Raw genomic sequence first — 24,862 nt, forward strand, 5'->3', positions numbered from 1 at the left:
CTGTAGTCTTAAGCATATCGTCAATAAATCCTTCTTCCTTAAATCTATTTAAACAATCCCGGGTAATGCCGCGCAATCATGTCTTTCTCTGTATTTCCCAACTCGGCTAATAAAACCGGTTTATCTTGCGGCCTAAGCCCTTTCTGATTCATTGTATTCATTAAACTCCAGTCCTTTACCGGTTTTTCAAGAGAGGGGTCACGGGGTTCTTCGGCTGGGAGATCATACCGCGTAAAATCAACAACCATATCCGGTGTATTTTTATGCCAGTTTCTTACTGTGGCCAGCCGAAACTCTTTGTTCATATACCATTTAATCTCTTCGTTCCCCCAGGAATTTCCTATACCCAGCCCCTTTTCTTCAAAACGGTAATTCCACTGGCTGTTATCCCGGTAATGACTGCGCCATATCTCGCCGTATTCTCCAAAAGTGATGAATTGTACATCGGGCCACCGTTGTACCGTAGCTCCTACCCACTTATCTAAAGCACGCAATGCAAAGGTATCGTCCCAGTTTTTACGTTCGGGGATCTTAACTAATGCCGCCTCCCATATATTAGGAATCCAACCAAAGCCATTAAGCTCAAATCCCCGGTCGAAATGTATAGACTGTGTGTGCATAACCGAATAATGACCAATATCCAGTCCCCAATCGCCATAACTCTCAATCGGCCCCACACCACGGCGGCTCGCGGCTCCATTAAAGGGTGTAGTCCCCCATACATTACCACTTTGCAATGCACAAAGAAAATCCACGCTCCAGCCATCAAGGTTTACGCAGTCAATAAAGTCGCTTTTACCTTGCGCGGGTTTACAGAAATGTTCCCTGGATGGATAAAAAGGATAAGACGGCGATCCATCCGCGCCACCACCATCGGTTTCATGCTGGCTCCATATTACCGCATGGGCCACATGGATATTTTCCTTCTCGGCCAAATAAGCCAGGTTGTTTGCAGATAAAAAACCGCCCATAATACCCTTTGGTCTATAGCCCCTACCTACCATACTTGTAATACGTTGGAGAGCTTCTGTCATCTCCCGGTTTATTCTTTCCCGTGGCAGGTACATCGCCGGAAAATATCCTGGAAAGTAAGAAATCTCATCGCCATATTTATACTGGCATTCTGTAGCATATTTGCGAATATCGGCATAGTTTTGGCGCTTGTCTTCCAACGCATTCATGGTAAAACCCCAGGTTAGCCTGCCGCCGGGCGCGTTTTTTGCAAAGGTTTCCCTTAAACTCCTAACCACCTCCAACGTATGGGCAAAACCTTCGTCGCGGTTAATTAGTTTTATATCCCGCGATACCTCCCAGGGAGAAGTGCGTATCATAATACAAAATGTAACAAAACGGCCACCCATCAAAGGGGCAATCTTATTGCTTGTCAAAAAATCCAGTGGATTACTTTTCCCGATCAACGGATCTGCCAGTACAGCAGCTCCGCCCAACAAAGAGCTTTTACAAAAAGTTCGTCTTTCCATTTATCCAAATCTACAGGTTGATTCCAAATTATAAAATAATCCTCTCTATCAAATAGTGCCAATCATCGGTTTAAAAGCGCCGTTTGAAAAATCTCGGGGTATTTACGGATAAAATAAACGGGAGTACAACTCCACGCATGGCAATAACTATTAACAGGAAAAAAGTTATATGGCGACAAAAATTCATTATTCGGATCGTATACCTCCCAAAATGTATCTGCTCCCTTTTGGATCATTCCACCCCAATAATTGGAAACAGTTTCTTTTGCCTGTGTGTTCATACCGGCATCTATGAGTGCTTGCACATAATAATGATAAAGATATGGGGCACCTGGATAAAGCGCATTTTTGGTTTCCCTTATTGTAAGTAGCGCCTTCTGACTTTCTTGCTTACTGGTTACACCAGCTATAACCATCCATATTTGTGAAGCGTAGGATATTTGTTTTGATGTACCGCTTTCAAACATCCCTGTTTGTTTATTAAATAGGTTCTTGAGCCCTGCGGCAGACATTTTCTTGATCAATGAAGGAACCTCCTTTAGCTCTGTTTCCTTATTTAATGCCTTTGCCAATTCATAAGTTTGTTTTAGGGTGTAAATAGCCAAACCTTGCAGCGCAGCTTGTTTATCTAAACCATCCTTCCAATCAAAAAACAACCACCATTCCTTGTTGGCTTTTTCATAATTCATCAATCCATTGGCTTGAACATAGCTATTAATGATATCCAGTTGTCTTTTTGCAACAGGCCACAGGTCGTTAGCTGTTTGCTCATCTTTGGTGGCACTCAGATATTCCTTTAATGCAACATTATACAACAAGGCGTAGTCCATTAGGTACTGACCGGCTTGTGGGTGGGGTTCCGGATTTTCAAAGACTGTACCTATCAAATAACCATTTTCGCCACTGAGGCCGGCTAAGAGATATAAACAACGTTTAGTTAATTCATAACTTTTGAAGGAGTAATTATTAGCCAACGATTCCAGATAAAGATCACCAATCCAAAGCCTCCGGTCCCTTTTGGGGCCGTCCTCGTAAACGGTTTGCATACATTCCCTTAACGTATTTAACCCAACCCTGTCTATATCTTTAAATTGTTGAGGTGTGGCTGCGGCAAGTTCTACAGGTTTTTCTGTAGCCGATGTAACGGCTTTGCAGCTTATATCAACCATTTTAAAATCAAAATTTTGCGAGCTTCCCAATAGTTCAATTTTCACATACCTAAACGCCAAACGCCTGGCTATGGTAACCGTCGCAGGAACATCCATTACATCAACTACTTCATCTTGTAACCAAGCCCGGCTAAGGCCACCTGAATAAGGATCAAAGGGGGTAGCTAACTCAGAGGGCACTTCGCCAAAAGTAAGTTTAAAGCGCAGGGGTGCATCCGCAGTTCCTGCCGAAGTTGCCAGTTTAAAAGAAACATAACCCGTTACATGCTCGCCAAAATCTACCACTATCCCGTTTTGCTTTCTAAACGACCTTTGGTACAGTGTGTCAACAGGTGTTGCAATAACAGCTTTCCAGCCCTGGAACGAAGCTTTATCGGCAATTAAATTTACAAGAACTGTTGGGCGTTTTATAGTTTCGTTTAACCGGGGTTTTGCATTTTCTGCTTTTGCTAACCAATTGTTTCGTTGGCTGGCATAGTAGTCCTGAGCTTTTACAGTAGAGGCCAGCCCTGTTAAGAAAAGAACACTTAAGGCAAAACAAATAAATTTCATGAGCTTGTTTTATGGATGATAGTAATTCTGGACAGCATGCGAATTAACCGGTTTCAATTAAACCATGCTGAAACCAAAGTATGAAAATGTTTTGGATAATAGCCTAATGTTGTGTGAGGCGATCCCTTATAAGCAAAACGCTACCGCTTCAAGGCTTACTCTTTGAATATTTGAGGTCCTGAAATTCGATCATTAAATGATATATTAGTACAATCGTTAAAACACCTGATAGGGATAATGACTTTTGAATTTATCGTTCAGCCTTCATTTAATTTTGTACAAAGCTTTGGTGAAAAGTTTGGTATCCCGGTTTACAAGGATAGCCTGACCATACCACCGTATATGGGCAGTGGTCATATCAGGATAATTGAAATAGCGCCTGGATTTAAATTTGTACTGCATCATTACACGCTAAAAGAAGATTTTCATTTAAAACGTCAATCGTCAGAGGAAAATAATGAGTTGGTTTCCATTGTGTTCAACAGCAACGAAATTCCGGTGGACTTTAACGCCGACCGCGAAACAGCCATCCAATTTTTGAAAAGCAACGGCTCATCAATTCAAATATCCTCAACAGCCTTAGCAACTGAAACCTTTTTCCCGGCTAACATCGAGGTTTATTTTGGGGTGATTGGTATCCATCGTAAGGTCTTGGCTTCTATGTTACGTATAGAAGCCAGTGGGATATTAGCCAACGTGCTTACCGGTCCAGCCAAGTTCTTTTACCATGAAAAAATGCTTCCCGAAGTGCAGCGGATCCTTAAACAACTCTCGGAATTTCGCGATCGCGGGCGACTTGGTGAGCTTTATTACAGCACCAAAACACAGGAAATGATCTACTTGTTATTTGACCAACTACTAAACAGGGGTACGGAAAAGCATAACCCGGTAAATAAAGCCGACATTGAAAAACTATACGCCATAAGAACAGCTATACTTGCCGATTTAAGTTTGCCGCCGCAGTTGGGCACCCTTGCTAAAATGACGGGCATGAGCGAAACTAAAATGAAGCAATTATTTAAGCAAACCTTCGGCGATACAATTTATAATTACTACCAAAACGAAAGAATGCAAGAAGCGGCATTCTTATTGAAACACGCAGGCCATTCTGTTGCCGAAACCGGTTACCGGCTTGGGTTCACCAATCTAAGTCACTTCGCCCGGCTTTTTGAAAAGCACTATAACATCACACCCAAAAAATACACCGCCACCGGATAGGACTATTTTAAAGCCATTAAGCGTTATTTTACCCACACATATCAACATAACTTTGATCTATCAAAACAAAACAATTGATACGAGCAAAATGAAAAAGATATTAACAGCCTACAGCAAAAACGGTTTTAACTTAAAGAATCACATGGTTATGGCACCCATGACCAGGAGCCGCGCCATTGGAAACATCCCGAATGATTTAATGGCCACCTACTACGCGCAACGCAGCGGGGCTGGCTTAATCATCACTGAAGGGACGGCACCATCACCCGAGGCACTTGGTTATCCCCGTATCCCGGGTATTTTCAACGAGGCTCAAATTGAGGGTTGGAAAAAAGTAACCGCTGGCGTTCATGAACACGGCAGCAAGATCTTTCTGCAGTTAATGCATACCGGGCGTATCGGCCATATTGATAATTTGCCGGCTGGTACTGGGTTAGTTGGCGCTTCAAACATTAAAGCATCCGGACAAATATTTACAGATACAGCAGGATTGCAAGATCATTCCGAGCCTGTTGCCTTAACAACCGAAGGTGTAAAAGCAGTAATAGAAGAATATGTTAATGCAGCAAAAAACGCTATACAAGCAGGTTTTGACGGGGTGGAACTACATGCAGCCAACGGTTATTTGTTGGAACAGTTTTTAAATCCGAATGTAAATAACCGCGTGGATGAATATGGTGGAGGCATGGAAAATCGTGCAAGCTTAATTATTGAAGTTGTCGAAAAGGTTTCAGCAACTATTGGTAATGAAAAAGTGGGTATCCGATTTTCACCCTTTTCTACATTGGGAGATCTGCAGGCTTACGATGAAGTTGTAGTTCACGAAACTTATGCTTACTTGTCAGAAGCGATGAATCAATTAAAAATTCAGTACATTCATATTTCAGCAAACCCAGCTATTCCACCAAAAACATTTAATGCCATACGTGCTGGTTTTTCCAATACTATAATTCTTTGTAACGGGCTTACTGCCGAAACTGCAGAAGCACAATTACAAAATGGTTTTGCCGACATTGTTGCGTTTGGAAGAAGTTTTTTAGCTAACCCTGATTTTGTAACCCGGATTGAAAAAGATGAACCGTTGAATCCTTTAGATTTCACCACACTTTACACTCCTGGCGAAAAAGGATATACCGATTATCCTATACTTTAATTAACTTTTTTATAATCAACACAAAAAAAATATTATGTCAGATCAAATTTCAACCATAAACGTCAACGAGGGAGTAAGTATATCCGTGGTGGGCGATACCTATAGGATCATAATGCCGGGTGAACAAACTGGCGGAGCTTACGCCGTTATTGATATGCTTGTTCCTCCCGGCGGCGGCCCCGGTCCTCACGCGCATGCCGACATACAGGAGTTATTTTACGTGGTAGACGGCGAGATTGAATTTCAGACCGAAGCTGGAAAATACCTTGCAAAAAAGGGTTCTTTCGTTAATATTCCCAAAGGCGGTCAGGTACATTGCTTTAAAAACTTTGGCACAGAAACAGCCCATATGCTATGTACCGTTATTCCTTCGGGCCTCGATGCGTTTTTTATGGAGATAGGGACGCCCGTAGCCACTGGTGAGTTTTTGCCGCCGCCGGTTTTGGACGAGAATGAACTAAAAAGGCTAATATCCGCGGCAGAAAAACATGGCCAAAAACTATTCCCGCCAGACTATTTTGACAAAAAAAGCTAATAACAAAACCTTTGAGGTAACGACACTGTTACAGCTCATATAGAAAGCCATTACCGGGAATACTTAAATTTGAAATAAGCCTTCAATTATATGAATCAGATCAATAAAGAAGATGTTAAACAAGAAGTGTTTGACCTGTATGACGATTATGCACACAACCGACTCGACAGACGTAGCTTTATGCAAAAGCTATCATTCTACGCCGTAGGCAGTATAACCGTTCCTGCGTTAATGAGTTTTCTGATGCCTGATTACCAGAACAATATTCAAATTAAAAAGGATGATCTGCGCCTGAAATCAACATATATTAATTACGATTCTCCCAAAGGTGGCGGATCGATAAAGGGTTTATTATCAATGCCAACCGACGCTAAAAAGAAACTTGGCGGTATCATAGTGGTTCATGAAAACCGGGGGCTTAACCCCTACATTGAAGATGTGGCAAGAAGAGCTGCCCTCGCAGGATTTATTACGCTCGCACCCGATGCTTTAACACCGCTTGGCGGCTACCCAGGCAATGACGATACCGGACGTGAGATGCAAAGCAAACGCGACAAGGCTGAAATGGAGGAAGATTTTATCGACGCATATAACTACCTTAAAAACCATAAAGACTGCAACGGTAAAGTAGGCGTTGTGGGCTTTTGTTACGGCGGCGGAATTGCCAATATGATGGCCGTTAGGCTGCCTGACCTGGCCGCTGCAGTACCTTTTTACGGAAGCCAGCCGGCCGCAGAAGACGTACCTAAAATTAAAGCGCCTTTACTTTTACATTACGCATCATTGGACACACGGATAACAGGTGGCTTGCCTGCCTACGAAGCCGCTTTAAAAGCAAATAACAAAAAATATCAGGCCTTCATTTATGAAAACGCGAACCACGGCTTTCATAATGATACTACGCCCCGATACGATAAAGCAGCCGCAGAACTTGCCTGGAAACGTACTATCGATTTTTTTACTGAAAATTTAAGTTAGGTGATCCGTTATTTGGTAAAGCTTCTGGCTTAGTTTGTTTCGCCGCAACTTTGCTTACAGCTCCTTTAAACCCATACCAATAAGTTGTTGCTGCAAAATCTGCCGTTCCATTTTCCCAGCCGAGTGTTTCGAGGGTATAGCGAAATGCCTTTTTAAATGTAACGCCATCCAGGTTTCTGGTTCTGGTAAATGTATTATAGCCGAATGAATCGGCGTTGTCTGCCCGCGGTGCGTTGGCGAATGGTGTTTGATAAAGGGTTACCGGTGCCCATGAAGTATTATAGTAGTCTTCGGTGCCGGTGCCGTATTCTGTCGGGAATTTAATCCCATCCGTCCAGATCTTTTGGTCGCCCTCACCATACCACTTATGTTGGTGGTTATAAACAGCAAAAGAATCGCCCAGAAAAATACCCCGACCAGTAATTTCACTGAACACCCATTCGGTTGGTTTATCTTCTTCCGCATGTTTTATCGGCACGCTGTTTTGGTTTCTCCAGTCGGCATGAAAGTACATACTGCGTTTATCCCAGTGCCATTTGCCTGTTGTTGCTTTGAGCGATACTTTTACAGCTACCGTACCTAAATTCAGCAGTGTTATTTTTGCTGATTTTTGGTAAGGCATCACCCAGCGGCTTATAATTTCACCATCTGCGGTAACTACCCTATACCAGCTTTGTAATTGTTTACCCCCAACTCCACTGCCAGAGAAATCACCAATCGGGCACCAAACTGTTTGCTGGCCGTCGAAACTAATTTCCAGTACAGTTGAGCGCAATGCCTGTTCATAATCCGCTGGCTTTTCTGTTTCGATTTTCACCTGCAACAAACGAATAGCAGCGTTGCCGGCAGGAAGATTTAACTGCAATTGTTTCCGGGAGGCAAGGCGCCCCTTGATCGCGGCACCGTGCCCTTGTATTTTATTATCCTGATCTATTAACTGGTGATTAACAGACGAAATAAGGTCACCAAGTTCATTAAATCGCTTTACTGTAAAGGTTTCTATTTTAGTATTGGGTGGATATGCCCTGTAATTTAACTGGTAATAACGTGGCTGTTTATCGGGTTCATTGTCTTCAAAAGTCACTTTGCAGTGTTTGGAATATGGCATAGGTAAGTAAAGGGTGCTACCTCCTTTTTCCTTTGGCTCATAGCTGGAATGCTGCGCCAGTAAGGGTGTACCGATGTTCAATCCAATTTTCATCAGATCGTAAGCCGGGATAGTAATTTCAGGATCAGTTTGCCCATCAAAATAGATCCTTATTTTTCCTGCACGTTTAAAGGTAGTAAGCCAGAACCTAACTATAGCGCCGGGGCCATCAACATCCAGCATTACCAGTTCCTTACGGCCGTTTATAGTATCTGTCCTGATGTAGTTGGAATGATCTTCATTTGCATACCAGCCTGGCATATTTGGTGCTACCGAATGCCTGTCATAACTGCTGGCCTGCATTTCTTTATAGTAAGGCGCGGGCCATTTTGCAACTTCATCCCGGTTAGTTAAATCATTTAACAGCGATTTCAAGGAAACTACATTTTGCGCAGAGCAGTTGTTTGCCAAAACGACAAACACACCAATTGTCATTATTTTATATAATAATTTCATAGGATATAAAGGTTCTGTTGGTAACCAATACCTTAGCATCTGGCATTGTTATTTCTAATTGATATTTTGCAAAATATGAAATTTATTACACAACCCTGGCCCTGGTATGTGGCAGGCCCATTAATTGGTTTGGTAGTACCTGCTTTACTATTGCTGGGCAATAAAACCTTTGGCATATCATCAACCCTGCGCCATATTTGCGCGGCATGTATCCCGGCCAATATTCCTTTTTTTAAATATGATTGGAAGAAAGAAAGCTGGAACTTATTTTTCGCACTCGGAATAATTGCAGGCGGCTTTATCGCAACAAACTACCTATCTACGCCTGCACCCGTAAATTTAAATCCCAAAACAATTGCAAGTTTGCAACACCTGGGCATTAAAGATTTCGGCGGTTTGCTTCCAAAGGATATTTTCAGTTTGGGACAGTTATTTACTTTAAAAGGTTTGATATTTATTGTGCTTGGCGGCTTTTTAGTAGGCTTTGGAACGCGTTATGCGGGTGGTTGCACATCGGGACATGCAATTATGGGGATTTCATCGTTACAGTGGCCATCATTGGTGGCTACCTGCTGTTTCATGGTTGGAGGCTTTGTGATGACCTGGCTAATTTTACCTTATCTACTTCAATTGTAAATTCTATGAAAAACATAAAATTCCTTGTTACAGGCACGCTATTCGGCATTATATTGATAAAATCAGAGGTAATATCCTGGTTTCGTATTCAGGAGATGTTTCGGTTGCAGGCTTTCCATATGTATGGAATAATCGGCAGCGCGATAGTTGTCGCAATGATCTCCATATTACTTATCAAGCACTTTCAGCTTAAAACTATTAATAATGAACCGATCGTCATCCCCGAAAAGAAATTTAACTGGGGCAATGTTTATGGCGGGTTAATATTTGGATTAGGATGGGCAATAACGGGAGCATGCCCCGGTCCGTTATTTGCACAAATTGGAAGCGGTTTCCTGGTTGTTGGCGTCACTTTGTTAAGCGCTATTGCAGGTACCTGGTTTTATGGCTTGATCCGTGATAGATTACCTCATTAAGATTCAAAATATTCAACCGGGGTAAGATCGTTTAATTCCTCATCAGTGAACAGTCTTGATCTGATAATAAAACGGATTCCCATAGGTATCTCTATCGAAAAGCTGGAACCCCGACCGGGCGTAACATCTAATGTAAGGTGGGTGTGTTTCCAGTATTCAAACTGATCTATACTCATAAAAAAATCACAGCCGGATACCTCTCCTATCTTTACGTCGCTGCTACCTATTTTAAATTCACCTTTTTCAAAACACATGGGCGATGAGCCATCGCAGCATCCACCACTTTGGTGAAACATTAATTCGCCAAACCGTTCTTTCAACTCGACAATTACTTTTTCGGCAGCGGGTGTAATAGCTATTCTTTCGGTCATGGCAGTTAAATTAAAAAAGGCGCTGCAAAACCCCAAACATTTTGCAGGCACCTTAATAACAAGACTAAAAGAAGCCCAGTTTGTTTTTATTATAAGAGATCAGCATGTTTTTTGTTTGGCGATAGTAGTTCAGCATCATTTTATGATTTTCCCTTCCAAAGCCCGATTTTTTGTAGCCTCCGAACGGCGCGTGTGCAGGGTAAGCATGGTAACAATTAACCCAAACACGACCAGCCTGAATAGCGCGTGGCACCTGGTAAATTTCATGTGCATCGCGTGTCCATACCCCGGCACCTAAACCGTATAAAGTATCATTGGCTATTTCAATTGCCTCCTCAACTGTTTTAAAAGTGGTTACCGATACCACGGGACCAAAAATCTCTTCCTGGAAAATACGCATCTTATTGTGGCCTTTAAATATAGTTGGCTTAATGTAGTAACCACTGCCTAAATCGCCATCGAGCTTTTGAGCATCGCCGCCGGCAAGCACTTCAGCACCTTCCTTTTTGCCAATATCCAGGTAGCTCAGGATCTTTTCATATTGGTCATTTGAAGCTTGCGCGCCCATCATGGTTTCAGAATTAAGCGGATCGCCCATTTTAATAGCATTGGTACGCGCTATAACACGCTCCATGAATTTGTCGTAAATATTTTCGTGCACCAACATTCGCGACGGGCAAGTACAAACTTCGCCCTGGTTTAAAGCAAATAATACAGCGCCTTCAATAGCCTTATCAAAAAATTCATCGTCGGCATCGCCTACAGATTCAAAAAATATATTTGGCGACTTTCCGCCAAGTTCCATCGTAACCGGGATAAGGTTTTCTGATGCATATTGCATAATTAACCGTCCGGTGGTGGTTTCGCCGGTAAAGGCAACCTTACTTATTTTTGACGAAGTAGCCAGAGGCTTACCAGCCTCGGGACCGAAACCGGTGACAATATTTAATACACCGGGAGGCAAAATATCGCCAATGAGCTCCATTAATACCATAATACTGGTTGGCGTTTGCTCCGCCGGCTTTACAACAGCACAGCAGCCCGCAGCCAATGCCGGGGCAATTTTCCAGGTAGCCATTAACAATGGGAAGTTCCAGGGAATTATTTGGCCAACTACGCCTAACGGTTCTTGCAGGTTAATGCTTACGGTAAACTCATCATGCTCGGATATACTGCTTTCCTCCGCACGGATAGCACCCGCGAAATACCGGAAATGATCTACGCACAAAGGCAAATCGGCAGCCATGGTTTCGCGGATGGCTTTGCCGTTATCAATAGTTTCTACAGTTGCCAAATAAGCAAGATTATCTTCAATAACCTGGGCTATTTTTAACAACAGGTTACTACGGTAAGTTGCAGCAGTTTTGCTCCAGGTTTTAAAAGCTTCAGTCGCGGCATTAACGGCGGCGTCAATATCCTCTTTGGTTGACCGGGCTGCTTTGGTAAAAACCTTACCATCAATTGGGGATATATTATCAAAATATTCGCCCTTAATTGGGGGTACAAACTTTCCGCCAATAAAATTATCGTACTTTTCTTTAAAAGAAGGTCTTTGCGCAATACTCATAATTGATTTTTTAAGTTTAATTGGTAGTACTAAGTTATGCGACTGATTAATTGGGAAGGTGCACAATGCTATCAATTATGTGCACAATAGTTTCATTATTAATCGCAATTATAATTTATCGCAAACTATGCCTAACTTGTTTTAAAATAAGCCTTTTATGGATGAGAGAAACCTGGTATCTCCTTTTGGCCTGACCAGCAAAAGGAAACTCAGCGCATTGGTAGAAAGCCGCAGGGCTTATACCTTAAATCATTGTGAATTAAATATTTACGAAACATATCAACGAAGCGAACTTGTACCGCTAACCTTCAATGACCTGGTAATTACCAGTATGTTACGCGGCAAAAAGGTGATGCACTTATTTGATAAACCAAGCTTTGATTACCTCCCCGGTGAAACGGTGATAGTGCCGCCAAACGTAACCATGAAAATAGATTTCCCGGAAGCATCCGAACAAAATCCTTCGCAATGTACGGCACTTGCCATTAATCACCAAGAGATTAAAAGCACGCTTGATTTTTTGAACGAAAACTATCCACGTGCCAACAACGATCAATGGAACCTGAATTATCAGCAGTTTCATTTTTTTAATAATCATGAAATGGCGCAACTTATAAACAAACTTATCAGCATAGGTACCGGCGATGTTTTAACTAAAGATGTGTTGGCAAATTTAACGTTGAAGGAGCTACTGATCCGTGTTATGCAAATGCAAAACCTGCACGAGGTAAAGGAAAATATGCAGCAAATGACTACAAACAATCGCTTTGCGTACATCCTGCAGTACATTAAATCGCATTTAACTGATAAATTGAATATCGACTCGTTAAGTCAGATGGCCTATATGAGCAAGGCCAGTTTTTTTAGGGCTTTTAAGCATGAATTGGGCATTTCGCCTATTGATTATATTATAAAGGAACGCATTCAAATAGCCAAGCAGCTTTTACAAAATCCGTATTGCAGCATTGCCGATGCTTGTTTTAAAGCAGGTTTTAATAATCAGCATTATTTTAGCAGGGTATTTCATAAAATTGAAGGCATTACCCCTACTTTATATAAATCGAAAACACGCAAATTCAGGGAATAAGCTTACCGCGCCTAAATTGACGCCCGATGTTTTTACCTTTGCTTAATGGATTATTTCAAAAAGCTGCTCGAGCTGCTGACTATTGAGAAAGATGACGACCGGACTTCCTACATAAAACTAACCGAAAATACATCAGCCGCCGACCGTCGCGCTCAAGGATTGGCCTGGTACCCGATAGCCATAAGGGGTAACGAACCTGGCAGAGGCGATTATATTAACATCGAGGTTGAGCGTACCACCCACCAGGATCTTTCGCACCAGTTCAGATTTGGCGTACCAGCTGCACTTTTCAGCAACCATGATCCTAAGAATAACCGCATAGAAGGAATTATTACCCATCAAAGCGGCAACCGGCTTAAAATAACTTTATATACCGATGAACTGCCCGATTGGAGCCGTGATGGCAAATTGGGTATCGACCTACTTTTTGACAACAACAGCTACGACGAAATGCTGAAGGCGCTTAAACAAGCGCAGGCATTGGCGGAGAAACCAAAAGAAGGACATTTAGTTAATGTGCTTACAGGAAAAACAGCCCCAGTTTTTTCGGAGTTGCCCTTACCAATACAGGCCTCAAAATTAAACCCATCTCAAATAACCGCGGTCGAAAAAATTGTAGCAGCACAAGATCTGGCGATAGTTCATGGCCCACCGGGCACGGGCAAAACAACCACACTTGTACAAGCTATCATGGAATTAATAAAACAAACCGGTAAGCAGATATTGGTAGTTGCGCCAAGTAACACTGCTGTTGACCTGCTGAGTGAAAAACTGGCCGATGAGGGCTTAAATGTTTTAAGGATTGGCAATCCTGCCCGCATTTCTGAAAAGCTGATGTCACTTACGCTTGATAGTAAAATGGCTTTGCATAAGGACAATAAACTGATCAGGGAGCTGAAAAAACAAGCCAGTGCCTACAAGGATATGGCGCATAAATACAAGCGCAGTTTTGGCAAAGCCGAGCGTGACCAGCGTAAGGCACTGTTTAATGAGGCTCATCGGATTATGAAAGATGTGGGCGTAACCGAACAGTATATAATTGACGACCTGGTAAACAAAGCGCAAGTTATAACGGCAACCTTAATTGGCGCCAATCATTATACCATAAGGCAGCTACAATTTGATACCGTTGTAATTGACGAAGCCGGCCAGGCACTTGAACCCGCCTGTTGGGTGCCCATCCTTAAAGCTCAAAAAGTTATACTGGCCGGCGATCATTGCCAGCTGCCGCCTACCATAAAATCTGCAGAAGCAGCCAGGAAGGGATTAAACATTACCCTGCTTGAAAAATGTGTTGCACTTTATCCGGAAGCTGTTGTTTTGTTAAATGAACAATACCGCATGAATGAGGCTATCATGGATTTTTCTTCTACAACTTTTTATGATGGTAAATTGAAGGCGCATAACTCAGTGGCACACCGGTTGCTTTTTGAAAATGATATGCCCGTTACCTTTGTTGACACCGCCGGTTGCGGATTTGAAGAACAACAAGCCGGAACAAGCGTAGCTAATCATGAAGAGGCCTCGCTACTATTGAAACATTTAACAAGATTGGTTACTTCGTTAGATCGATCCGAAAAATTCCCGACCATCGCCATCATATCGCCCTACAAAGAACAGATCAGGATATTGAATGAGCAATTGAATGACCACCCCGAGTTGCAGGCGCACGCTAATAAAATTTCGGTAAACACTGTTGATAGCTTCCAGGGACAAGAACGCGATGCAGTTTATATTAGCCTTGTGCGCAGCAATAGCGAAGGAGAAATTGGTTTCCTGGCTGATATTCGCCGAATGAACGTAGCCATGACCCGTGCACGCAAAAAGTTGGTTGTTATCGGCGATAGCTCAACCCTAACCCGGTTGCCGTTTTATGCCGATTTTGTAACCTATGCCGAGAGCCTGAACGCTTATCAAAGTGCCTGGGAATTTGCTGATGATTAAGGCGACACGCATACGGCTTAAACATAAAAACCGGTATCGGCATGCCTTGCACACCGACCCGGTTTTAACCCTAACTCTAATTTTGTTATTCAATAGGTATTACAATATTTTATCCCCGTTATCTTGTTAACTTACTTTAAAGAAATCAACAGCAGGGCGGTATTTAGTAAAAGTAATGCAGGCTGCGCTACAACAGATAAATTCTGGAATTTTTCGTTACGTATGGCTCGCTTGTTTTGCTCTACATAAACAATATCCTGATTTTGCATAATTGCCGCGGGATTGGATAACGATTCCAGTTCCCTTAGGTTTAGTTCCATAATCTGAGGGTTAAGCGGCCCTCCCCTAACTATTTTAATTCGTTTTTCATTTGCTTTATCGGTAAGCCCACCGGCTTCGCCAAGTATCTCAACAAGTGTGGTTCTGTCTTTTACTAACGGATAATTGCCGGGGGCCCTAACTTCGCCAAAAACAGTTACTTTTAAATTAATGATCCGTACTTCAATTATGGGGTCTTTTATCAGTTTTTTACCATATAAGTCCTCTATGGTCTTTGCGGCGTCATACCTTGTTAAACCGCCAACTTTTACGCGCCCTATAACCGGTAAGGCTACAGTTCCATCACGCTCAACAGGATAGGTTTGTCCAGTAGCACTACCGCCAGACTGGGTAGTGCCGGGAGATGAGCCTACATCATCAAGAATAAACTTAAGGCTCTGTAAATTTCTTACCTGCAAAATATCCTCGGGCTTAATTTTATACAGACCGTTATCATCAAAATTATTCTGCGCCGGAATTTCGGCATTGTTTGGGTTACGTTCAAAAAGTACCTGATTTTGCTTGTATGAACAAGAACTAAACAGCGCAACCAATCCAATTATTATACAAACTGTATTGATATAATTCAATAAACTTCTTTTGAGCATGCGTTTAAAAGTTATCTAAAAGGAATGAGATCTCCGGGTTTAATAATTTTTCTGCTTTTGCTTTTGAACGCTTGTAAACAATTGATTCAAAATGACTTGCATAAGAATTTATAATATTATCGCAGGTATATATGCTTTTGATCTTCTGCAAATTATTGGCTATCATTTGTTGGTAACTGGGTGAAGTCTTCAACGTTACTGTTAAATTGAGCGCCACATCAGCTGGGGTTGAAAAATAGAAAGCATCGGTGCCCAATACTGCACGATTAAATTTATTGTCATTTGAGCATACCAAGCTATTAGATGCCATTGCCTCAAGCAACGAAGGATTGGTGCCCCCAACCGTATGCCCGTGGAAGTAAATATTGGAATGATAACGCAAATTATTGAGTTTTTCCAGGTCGTAAACAGCGCCGATGAATTTTATATTTTCGTAATTCTGAAATTTAGATCTTATGTAATTACCATAGGTATTATCGGTATTACCAACTACTAAAAAGTCGCGCTCCATACCCGCCTTTACAACACCATCCAAAATAATTTCGATACTATTTTCAGGCTCCATGCGGGCTATTAACATATCATAGTTGTAACTTTTTAAATTGTAATCATTTAATACTGCCGGATCTGGGTTTTCAAAAACTTCGGCGCCATATGGGATAAATGTAGAGTCTTCATGATATTTTTCTTTTAGATAGCGCTGTATTTCTAATGAATCGGAGATCAAATGATCACTGTATCGTACGGCAAGCTTCTCGGCATAGCGTAAAAAAGCCTGAACGGGTTTTGAGTATTTAGCCCTTTTCCATTCCATACCGTCCATATTAGTAGTTACAACCGCTTCGCCCGGCAAAAACCATCCCCATACCGAGCTGCTGGTATAACCTAATTGCAGTATTACATCAACCTTTCTCTTCCGTACATCCTTGATACAATTAAGATCGTAAAGAAACTGCCCTACAGTACCCATCTTGAATTCAGGATCGTAGCAATGGCGAATCTCTACAGATTTCCAGGTTTTTTCCTGGTGGGGATGATTATGCGAGTTATAAACTATAACATCATATCCCTTTTTAACTAAACCTGCCGCTAAATATTCGGCACATTGTTCAAATCCTCCGTAGTTGTTTGGAATACCTCTGGTTCCTATGATGGCTATGCGCATATTATTTACGTTTAATACTTTTAAATGAATTATTAATATTTTTTAAGCCAATTTACAAGCCGTTTACTTATGGATTAAAACATATCTAAATATAGGCACCAACCTATCTTTATGTTCAATTTTGGACTCATTTGAACACACAGCATACAAAAAAACAGAATGAACAGAATAAACGAAACCTTTAATATTAAAGCAAAAAAAAAGTATTATACTTATATCTTTAACCCTTATATAATATTACAAGATGAGCAAAGCATTAAAGCTGCTGGGCAGGTTAAACTTGAAAACCATTATTTTTAACCTGAAGTATTTTCCGCTAAAAACAGCGATAAAATTGCCTGTGCTTATATCGGGTAATATTTATTTATACAAAACCAATGGCAGGGTAATATTAAACGGACCTATCCGAACCGGAATGGTACAAATTGGCTATGGAAAAGTGGCCGTTACCGATTTTAAACGTTCAAGAGGCGTTTGGGAAGTAAATGGAGATGTGGAATTTAAAGGCAGGGCATTTATAATGCATGGCTGTAAAATAAATGTAAGCAAGAATGCGCAATTAATTATTGGCGATGATTTTCATATGAGTACCGAATGCGCTATAGTTGTAGAGAAGAGAATAGAAATAGGAAACGAATCTGGCATATCCTGGGAGTCATTAGTAATGGATACCGATTTTCATCACATTGCCGATGAGAATGGCGTGGTGTTTAATCACCCAAAAGAAATTATTATTGGCGATAAGGTTTGGGTGGGCTGCCGTTGTACAATTTTAAAAGGTTCGGTAATACCATCGGGCAGTATTATTGCGGCAAATTCATTGGTCACCAAAAAACTGGTTGGCGATAGTTGTATTTTCGGGGGCAACCCAATGAGGGTGCTGAAAGAAAATATCACCTGGTGGTATTAGGTATTAAATGATAGGCAAAACAGCATCACTCAGATCATAAGTTAAATCCCTGTTCCGGATAGCGATCTGTTTAGCCGGAACCCCACCTACTACAGTGTATGGCAATACATTTTTAGTAACCACCGCCCCGGCAGCTACTACCGCCCCTTTGCCTATAGTTACCCCGGGCAAAATCACCGAGCGTGAACACAACCATGCGTAATCTTCAATAACAACGGCCTGCCCTGCTTGAGCAAATGTTGAGCTGTTATAGTCGTGATGCAATGTCCATATCATTACCTCGTTGCTGATATTTACATTATTACCGATTATCAATCCCATCCTGGCATCAAGCAGAGCATTATGGCCTATTATTGTACCCCGGCCTACTTTCAATTTCCAGGGGCTTCTCACTTCAAAACCTCTGTAAATACCCACACGCCAGCTAATTTTTGCTTTAAGTGCCCGCAATAAAAAGATCCTTAGCGTGTGAAACGGCAACCAGCTTATCACACCGCAAACCATAAACAAACACGATCCTTTAAATTTAGCTACACTGTTTTTGATCATGATACGGAGCAGTTAAACAACTCTTAACTTAGTTTTAAAATCCGGTACTTCTGGTTCAATTGTTTCACTACGTTTTTTCAAAATTCTACCGGGCACACCGGCAACAACTGAATGTGGTGCAATCGTTTTTGTAACTATACTGCCTGCCGCAATTACGCAACCTTCGCCAATAGTTACACCTGCAAGTATGGTGACCCCGGCACCTACCCAGCAATTATTACCGATGTAAACACGGTTTCTGGTTACACCCTGATCCTTAATATTTACCGATAAATTGGAAAAGTTGTGGTTTTCTGAAAATATTTTGACACCCGGCCCAATAATCACATTATCTCCAATTTCTATACCGCCCTGACCACCCATATACGTACCGGCATTAATACCACTATTATTACCTATAGTTATCCCCTTTCCTTTTTGAGAGATTACCCCAGTGCATATCAGCGTACAATTACGTGCAATAGATACGTTGTTCTTGATCAATATTCCATCTAACGATAAAGCATTGATGTATACATTATCTTCAATAATAAGATTGCTACCGGCAGCAAACTGATAAATATGATCTATTACAACCCTGGTACCAATAAATACTAACCCATTTGAAGCCCTAAAAAACAACTTCTTATAGCCTCCTCGAATTACCTGAATGCCCCGGCTTAATATAATTACATATAACTCCCTGAAACTGTAGTTATTCTCAAACTTGTAATCCGGCTTATTTTTAAGTCGGCATATTATCTTTTCAATTAATGTACGCATCGCTAATTAATTTTAATATTCCGTTTGCAGACCCAGGCCATGAAAATTGTTTAGAATGATCAATACCGGCAGTTACTTTTCTTTGATATAATTCGTTGTCATTCAGTAAAAGATTGATTTTTTGGGCTACATCCTCCGTATTGTCAGGATCGATGTAAATTGCCGCGTCGCCACAGATCTCCGGCATCGAGGTTCGGTTTGATACGATGACGGGCACCCCGCATTGCATGGCCTCCAGAGGAGGTAAACCAAAACCTTCTGCATGTGACGGAAAGCAGAAAACGGTAGCGTTGGCGTAGATCACATATAAATCCTCCTCGGGTACATGACCAGTAAAAACAACACGCTTGGATAGGCCCTCTAACATGATCTGGTTTTGCAAGGCTGTTAAATCGTTACCTTGCCCGCCTACGATCAGCAGCTTAATGTTTTTATCATCAAGCAGATTTATGGCACTTACCAGGCGAGAAATATTTTTTCGAATGTTAACACGCCCTACGTATAGCAAATACCTTTGGGGGAGCTGATACTTAAATACAATTGATTGGATCTTTGCTTTCGAATAAGCAGCCAGCACTTTAAAATTGCTATTGATGCCATGATAAACCACCGAGATATTTTTACCGTTGGCTATATCATTTTTAACTAATCGTTCTTTCTCGGTATTTGATATAGTGATGATCATATCGGCCTTTTTAGCAAGGTTTTTCATCTGTTTGAAATACAGCAGTTCCGTACTTGAATAATACTGCGGAAAATCCAAAAACAAAACGTCATGTATATAAACTACCTTACGAAAACCGTTTGGCCACAAGCTGTTAAAGTTTTGAAAAAGAACAATTTCCAATTTGTGCAAACGTGCAAAATATGGGATCAACAATAAATTAGATAACAGATTGGGTACCACGGGCAAAAAAACAAGTTTCACTGTTGCAGGAAAATGCTCAATGGCTTGCTGTTTAAAATCAGAAGTTATTAGCAGGTAAATTTCAAACCTTTCCTGAGTATTATTCACCATTTCATTAACCAGGTTTTTCACCACCATGTTGCCACTTGGCGGGCCTTTAAAAAACCACTTGGCATCAATTCCTAATTTTATTTTATGATCAGTGGCGGTTAACATATTACACAGTTAAAGTTGGATAGATCAATGATGAATTAAAACGCTGACCATGTACCTGAATGGCTTTGTTGTACATATTATTAAGCTTATACAGCCTTTTTTCCCAGCTATGCTCCTCGGCGCAAAGCGTAGTAGTTTGCGCCAGATTCATCAGCATCGAAGGGTTATTTAACACTACAATCAACTCTTTGCGCATATCAGTAACCATCGAATTATAGTCGGCTGATTTTATTTTAATACCACATTTTGGGCATATTACATCACCCATGCCACAATGATCAATGGTTAAAGTGGGTATGCTGAATGTTAATGCTTCAAAAATAACTGCCGGATTATCCTCGGCCATGCTGGTAATAATATGCAGATGGGCAAATGACATTGTGCTCAAAGCTTCCGTTCTGGATAAGTGTCCATGCCATTTTATGTTATTTACAAGGTTCAGGTCTTTTGCTTTTTGCTGTAACTTTTTTGATAACGGCCCACTCCCCATAACATGCAGCACCCAGTTTTTTTGCGTTATCCCAGACAGTGCTTCAAGGCATAAGGCTAAATTTTTCCGTTCAATTAAACTACCTGACCATACCATTTGCACTTGTTTACATATGGTATCGAATTTACTTTCATCAAAAATAATATTACCAATGATGCCCTGCTCTGATAAATAACAGCTTTCGATGCCAAATTTTTCCCATATGGTTTGCTGGCCGGCGGTAGTGGCGGCCATTAATACATCAACCTGTTCAAAAGCTGTCTTTATCCGGGCCGAATAGTTAAGCTGCAAATGATTAATGATATTTTTAACGCCGAATTTCAGCCTTGTAAATAAGGGCTTTACAGCAAGAAACCGCTTATCGATAATGTTCATCCCGCCTATCGGGCCCCATACCATTGGCTTATTTAATTGCCATAAAAAGCCAGGCTCCCGGAAACCAATTGGGCCTAACTGATGCACCACATCTATATCAACGGTTTTGCAAATTTCAAAAGCCGCTGCTAATGCAGCCTTTTGCCACAGATAATAGGCAAAGTAAAAAAACCAGCCTAAGCCAATCTTATTCAGCATATTAATAGCCATAGCCAGCTTATTTGCTCTTACCTCAACAAAGTGAACATTCTTTATCCTGTTGTTTTTTATATACTCCAACATGGTTTGGGTATCGCCCATATGATCGTCAGACATGCCATAAAGCACCCAAAGCTCATGCTGGGTTGACAGGTGCATAACCGTATTCCAGGCTGCGCCATACTCCGACCCTCTTACCGGTGAAATTGCGTATGCAGATATAAGTATGCGCTTTTTCATGTTTGTTTAATTGGCTAATGTTCTCAATGGGTCTTTATAAAAATAACGCCACCGAAGACGGCTTATATGATTAAACAGGAACGAACCGAGGTAACTTATCCCCTTTAAATGCCTGCGCATTACCTTTAATTCCTCATGGTGCATTCTTGTGGTATCACCACTTACCCCTCCCGCGCTCATGTGTACTATCAACTCATCTATATGCTTTATTTTAAAACCATTGCATCTTATCCGCATGAACATATCAAAATCCATAGCTATAGATAATCCGGTATCGTAATAGCCTACCTGTTTGTAAACTTCCCTTTTTACGAAGCATGTAGGATGCATTATGTACATGCCAAAGTTTAGCCAGCTTACCTTACTCTTTTTATCGCGTTTAAAGCCATTATCGCCTATAAGCATGATGTTTCCGCAGCATACATCGTCATGTTTGGAGATGTTGTTCATCATTACCTCAACAGCATTTGGGGTATATTGGTCATCGGCATTTATCATTCCTATCCAATCGCCGGTTGCAAGGGCTATGCCTTTGTTGAAGCCATCGGCTATCCCCTTATCCGGTTCGCTGATATATTTCGATATTCTATCCTCATATTTTTTAATAATTTGCAAGGTTCTATCGACAGACCCACCATCTATAATAATGTATTCTAAGCTTTTATAACTTTGGGCGAGCACACTTAATATGGTAGCCTCAATGGTGGCCTGCGCATTGTAGGCAACCGTTATAATGGTAACTTTAGGTGAATTATATTGATGCTGTTCCATAGTTAATTTAATAGGCTATTGCTTGTTCATATTTTATTTCCTGGGTTTCCTGTCTTGATTTCAGTCTAAAAACAAGCGCATGAAAGTTGAGGTAACTATATCCCAGGGTAATCATCAGCACACTCATTTCAACATTAAAAAATGCCGTTACAATGTAGTTGGTGAGCAATAAACTAATGATACAACCAAGCGTAAGCGCCGCAAAAAGCCGTATCACTGGCCGTCCGCTGGCGTCAGCATAGCGTCGCCAGTTTATGACGATGAGGCTAAAAAAAACCGAGGCGTAAAGCAACACCCCCACCGCACCTGTTTTTACAAGGATGTAAAGCCAGCCATTGTGCAGTACCGGGATGTACTGAAAATCGGTATCCTCACCAAGCCGCACAAAAGTTTTCAGATCTATCAACTTGCCCAGGCCGCCAAAAACCCAATCCTTCATGCCGCCCTCTGTGTAACCTTTGAGCGCCATAAACGATTCGTAGCCGCGATATTTAATGTTGATATCCTGCTCGGTATTGTACTGGCCGATACTCACCTCGGAGAACGACCCCAGGATCTTATTCACAAACGTACCCGAATTGGAATTTACCTTTAAAGCATCGAGCGGTAACAGTGTGAAAATGATAACCAGGGAAAGCACTACGGGTGGTATCCAAAGGCGTTTTATTTTATCGGCCACCAGTAACATTAAAAAGCATAAGGTAATAATGAGATAGGTACGCGATGCAAACATGTACACGCCCAAAACATTAATAGCTGTTAAGGCATTAAACCAAATGCGCGTGTATAATTTGATATTGAACTTACGGCAAATCAACAGGCAGGCAAGTGCCAAAGGCGGTACAGGCGTACCTACTATACCAATAGCATAATGGGCCGAATACGGGTCGGTAAGGGCGCCTAAGCCCATGTAGGATATCGATATACCGGTTACAACAAAAGATGTGATTACACCGGCTAAAACAATGGTTTTAAGAAACTGGTCTACCGTAAGGCGGCAGGCCATTACAATACCAGCGGTTATAAATAATAACGGGATGGAGAAATAATAGAAATCTTTAAAAATAAGGTAAGTATTATTCTCATACCCTACTACCAACCCAAATATCACCGGCAATTGTAGCAGGGCGAACAATCTGGCCATTTTTATAGCCGCCAGCTGCTGATTTAAAGGCATAGCAATAATTACAATGGCTATACCCAGCACTACAGGCTGTACGTGAAAAAATGATGCCAGGATAAGCATCAGTAATAAAAATGAGGTTAGTTGCTGCTTATTCATTTACCAGTTGATGTTGCGGTGTTTTAATATGATAAGTATCTTTTATATAGCGGGCTGGGTTTCCGGCCCAAATCTGCTCATCGGGAATATCCTGAAACACTACCGAACCTGCTCCTACTATTGAATTTTTGCCAATGGTTACCCCTTTTAAAATAGTACTATGCCCTCCTATAAAGGCTCCGTCCTTTATAATTACCGGTCTTGACTTCACACCGTCGAGCCTTTCGGGATAGCTGTTGCGCATTGTGGCATCAAGGGAATGAAAATCCGTATCGTAAATAACCGTGTTGATACCGATTTTTACATTATTACCAATGCTTATTTTGTCATGGCAAATTAAGGCCACCGAAGTGATACCTACATTATTACCAATAGAAAGCCGGGCACCGGCCGCGGCAACAAAATAGCATTGCTGCTGCCTGCCACCCATTGCATGGTATTTGCCGCTGTTAAACCTGAATTTTTCACCTATAGTAAAACTCCCGCTCATGTTGATATCTAAAATGGGGACACCAAAGCCTATAAAATCACGATGGAACTTTACCCCGTTGAGGTAAAATTTAAAACTGGTGATGATATAGGAGTATATGCGGGCCATTTTGTAATACATGAACCGTAATCCCCGGTAAAATTTTCTGATGATGTACATACGCTAAACGGTTACTAAGTTTGGTTCAACAAAATCTTCGATGTTCCAGAATTTTGAAATATTGTTTTGAATCCAGTCCTCTCCTTTATTCCACCATTGCATCTCCTCCAGATACTGGATCTGGTGCTCATCAAAGCGCTTTTTAATGAATTTTGCAGGGTTACCACCTACAATTTCATAAGCACCAACGTTCTTTATTACCAATGAATTTGCCGCTATAATAGCCCCGTTGCCAATGGTTATACCATCAATAATAATAGAGTTGGCACCAACCCATACATCGTTGCCAATGGTTACCGGCTGATAGTTTTTAAATTTAGATTCGGAACAATAATTTTTCACCAGGTTGCCCTGGTTGTTAAACGTAACGGGATGGGTGCTCACAAAAACCGATGCGGGATGCTTACCAGGCGCTATTTTCACGTTTGGACCTATAGAGCAATACCTGCCAATGGTGGTGTTTAACACATAGCTGTAACTATTGATGTAGGAAAAATCGCCCAGGGTGCAATTACTTACTACACACTGGCTACCAATGGCATTATAACGGCCAAAATTTGTATTACTAACCACACTCAAATATCCCAGTCTCAGATGCTTACCCCAGTTTTTAAGCTGATAGGTGCTTTTGCATTTAAGCCATTTAAAATATTCGCCAGTGGGATTCATCATAAACGAACTATCGAGATATGCTTTCATACTGTTGGTTTAG

General features: G+C 41.4%; 24 protein-coding genes. 9 read left to right on the plus strand and 15 right to left on the minus strand.

Features of this window, described 5'->3' with window-relative positions; translation table 11 throughout:
* Positions 1-44: 44 nt before the first annotated feature.
* Both BLS59_RS02945 and BLS59_RS02950 read right to left on the minus strand, forming a co-directional pair.
* Positions 45-1,481, minus strand: coding sequence for a DUF3863 domain-containing protein (locus BLS59_RS02945; protein WP_091144006.1), 1,437 nt, complete (start codon positions 1,479-1,481; stop codon positions 45-47).
* A gap of 62 nt (positions 1,482-1,543) precedes the next feature.
* Positions 1,544-3,202, minus strand: coding sequence for an alpha-L-rhamnosidase-related protein (locus BLS59_RS02950; protein WP_091144011.1), 1,659 nt, complete (start codon positions 3,200-3,202; stop codon positions 1,544-1,546).
* Between the two features lie 237 nt (positions 3,203-3,439).
* Between BLS59_RS02950 and BLS59_RS02955 the strand changes: the two genes are divergently transcribed.
* The 4 genes from BLS59_RS02955 (at position 3,440) to BLS59_RS02970 (ending at position 7,086) form a co-directional block, all read left to right on the plus strand.
* On the plus strand, positions 3,440-4,420 hold the full coding sequence (locus BLS59_RS02955; RefSeq protein WP_091144015.1) for an AraC family transcriptional regulator: 981 nt from the start codon (positions 3,440-3,442) through the stop codon (positions 4,418-4,420).
* A gap of 88 nt (positions 4,421-4,508) precedes the next feature.
* Positions 4,509-5,573, plus strand: a complete 1,065-nt coding sequence (locus BLS59_RS02960) for an alkene reductase (RefSeq protein ID WP_091144018.1) — start codon at positions 4,509-4,511, stop codon at positions 5,571-5,573.
* Positions 5,574-5,607: 34 nt separating this feature from the next.
* A complete protein-coding gene (locus tag BLS59_RS02965; RefSeq protein ID WP_091144020.1) occupies positions 5,608-6,108 on the plus strand; it encodes a cupin domain-containing protein in 501 nt (166 codons plus the stop codon).
* Between the two features lie 90 nt (positions 6,109-6,198).
* On the plus strand, positions 6,199-7,086 hold the full coding sequence (locus tag BLS59_RS02970) for a dienelactone hydrolase family protein (RefSeq protein WP_091144023.1): 888 nt from the start codon (positions 6,199-6,201) through the stop codon (positions 7,084-7,086).
* Here the strand turns inward: BLS59_RS02970 and BLS59_RS02975 are convergent.
* Positions 7,067-8,689 (minus strand): glycoside hydrolase family 172 protein, encoded by a 1,623-nt coding sequence (locus tag BLS59_RS02975; protein ID WP_162842546.1) that lies wholly within the window; start codon positions 8,687-8,689, stop codon positions 7,067-7,069. The two genes, BLS59_RS02970 and BLS59_RS02975, sit on opposite strands and share 20 nt — an antisense overlap.
* Before the next feature lie 75 nt (positions 8,690-8,764).
* Here BLS59_RS02975 and BLS59_RS02980 point away from each other — a divergent pair, with 75 nt between their 5' ends.
* Together BLS59_RS02980 and BLS59_RS02985 are read left to right on the plus strand one after the other, a co-directional pair.
* On the plus strand, positions 8,765-9,325 hold the full coding sequence (locus tag BLS59_RS02980) for a YeeE/YedE family protein (protein WP_091144029.1): 561 nt from the start codon (positions 8,765-8,767) through the stop codon (positions 9,323-9,325).
* A gap of 5 nt (positions 9,326-9,330) precedes the next feature.
* On the plus strand, positions 9,331-9,741 hold the full coding sequence (locus tag BLS59_RS02985) for a DUF6691 family protein (protein WP_091144033.1): 411 nt from the start codon (positions 9,331-9,333) through the stop codon (positions 9,739-9,741).
* Here the strand turns inward: BLS59_RS02985 and BLS59_RS02990 are convergent.
* Together BLS59_RS02990 and BLS59_RS02995 are read right to left on the minus strand one after the other, a co-directional pair.
* Positions 9,738-10,112 carry a DUF779 domain-containing protein gene (locus BLS59_RS02990; protein ID WP_091144036.1) on the minus strand — a complete coding sequence of 125 codons (375 nt, stop codon included), beginning with the start codon at positions 10,110-10,112 and terminating at the stop codon, positions 9,738-9,740. The two genes, BLS59_RS02985 and BLS59_RS02990, sit on opposite strands and share 4 nt — an antisense overlap.
* A 64-nt stretch (positions 10,113-10,176) precedes the next feature.
* Positions 10,177-11,679 carry an aldehyde dehydrogenase family protein gene (locus tag BLS59_RS02995; RefSeq protein WP_091144039.1) on the minus strand — a complete coding sequence of 501 codons (1,503 nt, stop codon included), beginning with the start codon at positions 11,677-11,679 and terminating at the stop codon, positions 10,177-10,179.
* 157 nt (positions 11,680-11,836) lie between these two features.
* Here BLS59_RS02995 and BLS59_RS03000 point away from each other — a divergent pair, with 157 nt between their 5' ends.
* Positions 11,837-12,766 (plus strand): AraC family transcriptional regulator, encoded by a 930-nt coding sequence (locus BLS59_RS03000; protein WP_091144043.1) that lies wholly within the window; start codon positions 11,837-11,839, stop codon positions 12,764-12,766.
* A 45-nt stretch (positions 12,767-12,811) separates the two neighbouring features.
* The gene (locus tag BLS59_RS03005) at positions 12,812-14,710 is read left to right on the plus strand and encodes an AAA domain-containing protein (RefSeq protein ID WP_091144047.1); all 1,899 of its coding nucleotides are present in this window, start codon (positions 12,812-12,814) and stop codon (positions 14,708-14,710) included.
* Between the two features lie 131 nt (positions 14,711-14,841).
* Here BLS59_RS03005 and BLS59_RS03010 read toward each other — a convergent pair whose 3' ends face one another.
* Together BLS59_RS03010 and BLS59_RS03015 are read right to left on the minus strand one after the other, a co-directional pair.
* Entirely contained in the window at positions 14,842-15,636 is a 795-nt protein-coding gene (locus BLS59_RS03010; RefSeq protein ID WP_091144052.1) for a polysaccharide biosynthesis/export family protein, read from the minus strand.
* A 4-nt stretch (positions 15,637-15,640) separates the two neighbouring features.
* Complete coding sequence (locus BLS59_RS03015; protein ID WP_091144056.1) at positions 15,641-16,801, minus strand: DUF1972 domain-containing protein; 1,161 nt, start codon at positions 16,799-16,801, stop codon at positions 15,641-15,643.
* A 244-nt stretch (positions 16,802-17,045) separates the two neighbouring features.
* On the opposite strand from BLS59_RS03015, the gene BLS59_RS03020 reads away from it, so the two are divergent.
* Positions 17,046-17,711, plus strand: coding sequence for an acyltransferase (locus tag BLS59_RS03020; RefSeq protein ID WP_091144060.1), 666 nt, complete (start codon positions 17,046-17,048; stop codon positions 17,709-17,711).
* A gap of 3 nt (positions 17,712-17,714) precedes the next feature.
* On the opposite strand, the gene BLS59_RS03025 is transcribed toward BLS59_RS03020, so the two are convergent.
* The 8 genes from BLS59_RS03025 to BLS59_RS03060 are packed head-to-tail and all read right to left on the minus strand — an operon-like array spanning position 17,715 to position 24,849.
* A complete protein-coding gene (locus tag BLS59_RS03025) occupies positions 17,715-18,260 on the minus strand; it encodes an acyltransferase (protein ID WP_205411163.1) in 546 nt (181 codons plus the stop codon).
* 12 nt (positions 18,261-18,272) lie between these two features.
* Positions 18,273-19,022, minus strand: a complete 750-nt coding sequence (locus tag BLS59_RS31145; protein WP_143014036.1) for an acyltransferase — start codon at positions 19,020-19,022, stop codon at positions 18,273-18,275.
* Entirely contained in the window at positions 19,006-20,145 is a 1,140-nt protein-coding gene (locus BLS59_RS03035; protein ID WP_091144064.1) for a glycosyltransferase family 4 protein, read from the minus strand. Before BLS59_RS03035 ends, BLS59_RS31145 begins: the two co-directional genes overlap by 17 nt.
* A 1-nt stretch (position 20,146) precedes the next feature.
* On the minus strand, positions 20,147-21,448 hold the full coding sequence (locus tag BLS59_RS03040; RefSeq protein WP_091144068.1) for a glycosyltransferase: 1,302 nt from the start codon (positions 21,446-21,448) through the stop codon (positions 20,147-20,149).
* Between the two features lie 6 nt (positions 21,449-21,454).
* Positions 21,455-22,219, minus strand: coding sequence for a glycosyltransferase family 2 protein (locus tag BLS59_RS03045; protein ID WP_091144071.1), 765 nt, complete (start codon positions 22,217-22,219; stop codon positions 21,455-21,457).
* A 7-nt stretch (positions 22,220-22,226) separates the two neighbouring features.
* Complete coding sequence (locus BLS59_RS03050) at positions 22,227-23,501, minus strand: hypothetical protein (RefSeq protein ID WP_091144074.1); 1,275 nt, start codon at positions 23,499-23,501, stop codon at positions 22,227-22,229.
* On the minus strand, positions 23,494-24,150 hold the full coding sequence (locus BLS59_RS03055; protein WP_091144078.1) for an acyltransferase: 657 nt from the start codon (positions 24,148-24,150) through the stop codon (positions 23,494-23,496). The genes BLS59_RS03050 and BLS59_RS03055 overlap by 8 nt, the downstream gene beginning before the upstream one ends.
* Before the next feature lie 3 nt (positions 24,151-24,153).
* The gene (locus BLS59_RS03060) at positions 24,154-24,849 is read right to left on the minus strand and encodes a CatB-related O-acetyltransferase (protein ID WP_091144082.1); all 696 of its coding nucleotides are present in this window, start codon (positions 24,847-24,849) and stop codon (positions 24,154-24,156) included.
* Positions 24,850-24,862 lie beyond the last annotated feature (13 nt).

The sequence above is a fragment of the Mucilaginibacter pineti genome, from assembly GCF_900101875.1.
Lineage (GTDB): Bacteria > Bacteroidota > Bacteroidia > Sphingobacteriales > Sphingobacteriaceae > Mucilaginibacter > Mucilaginibacter pineti.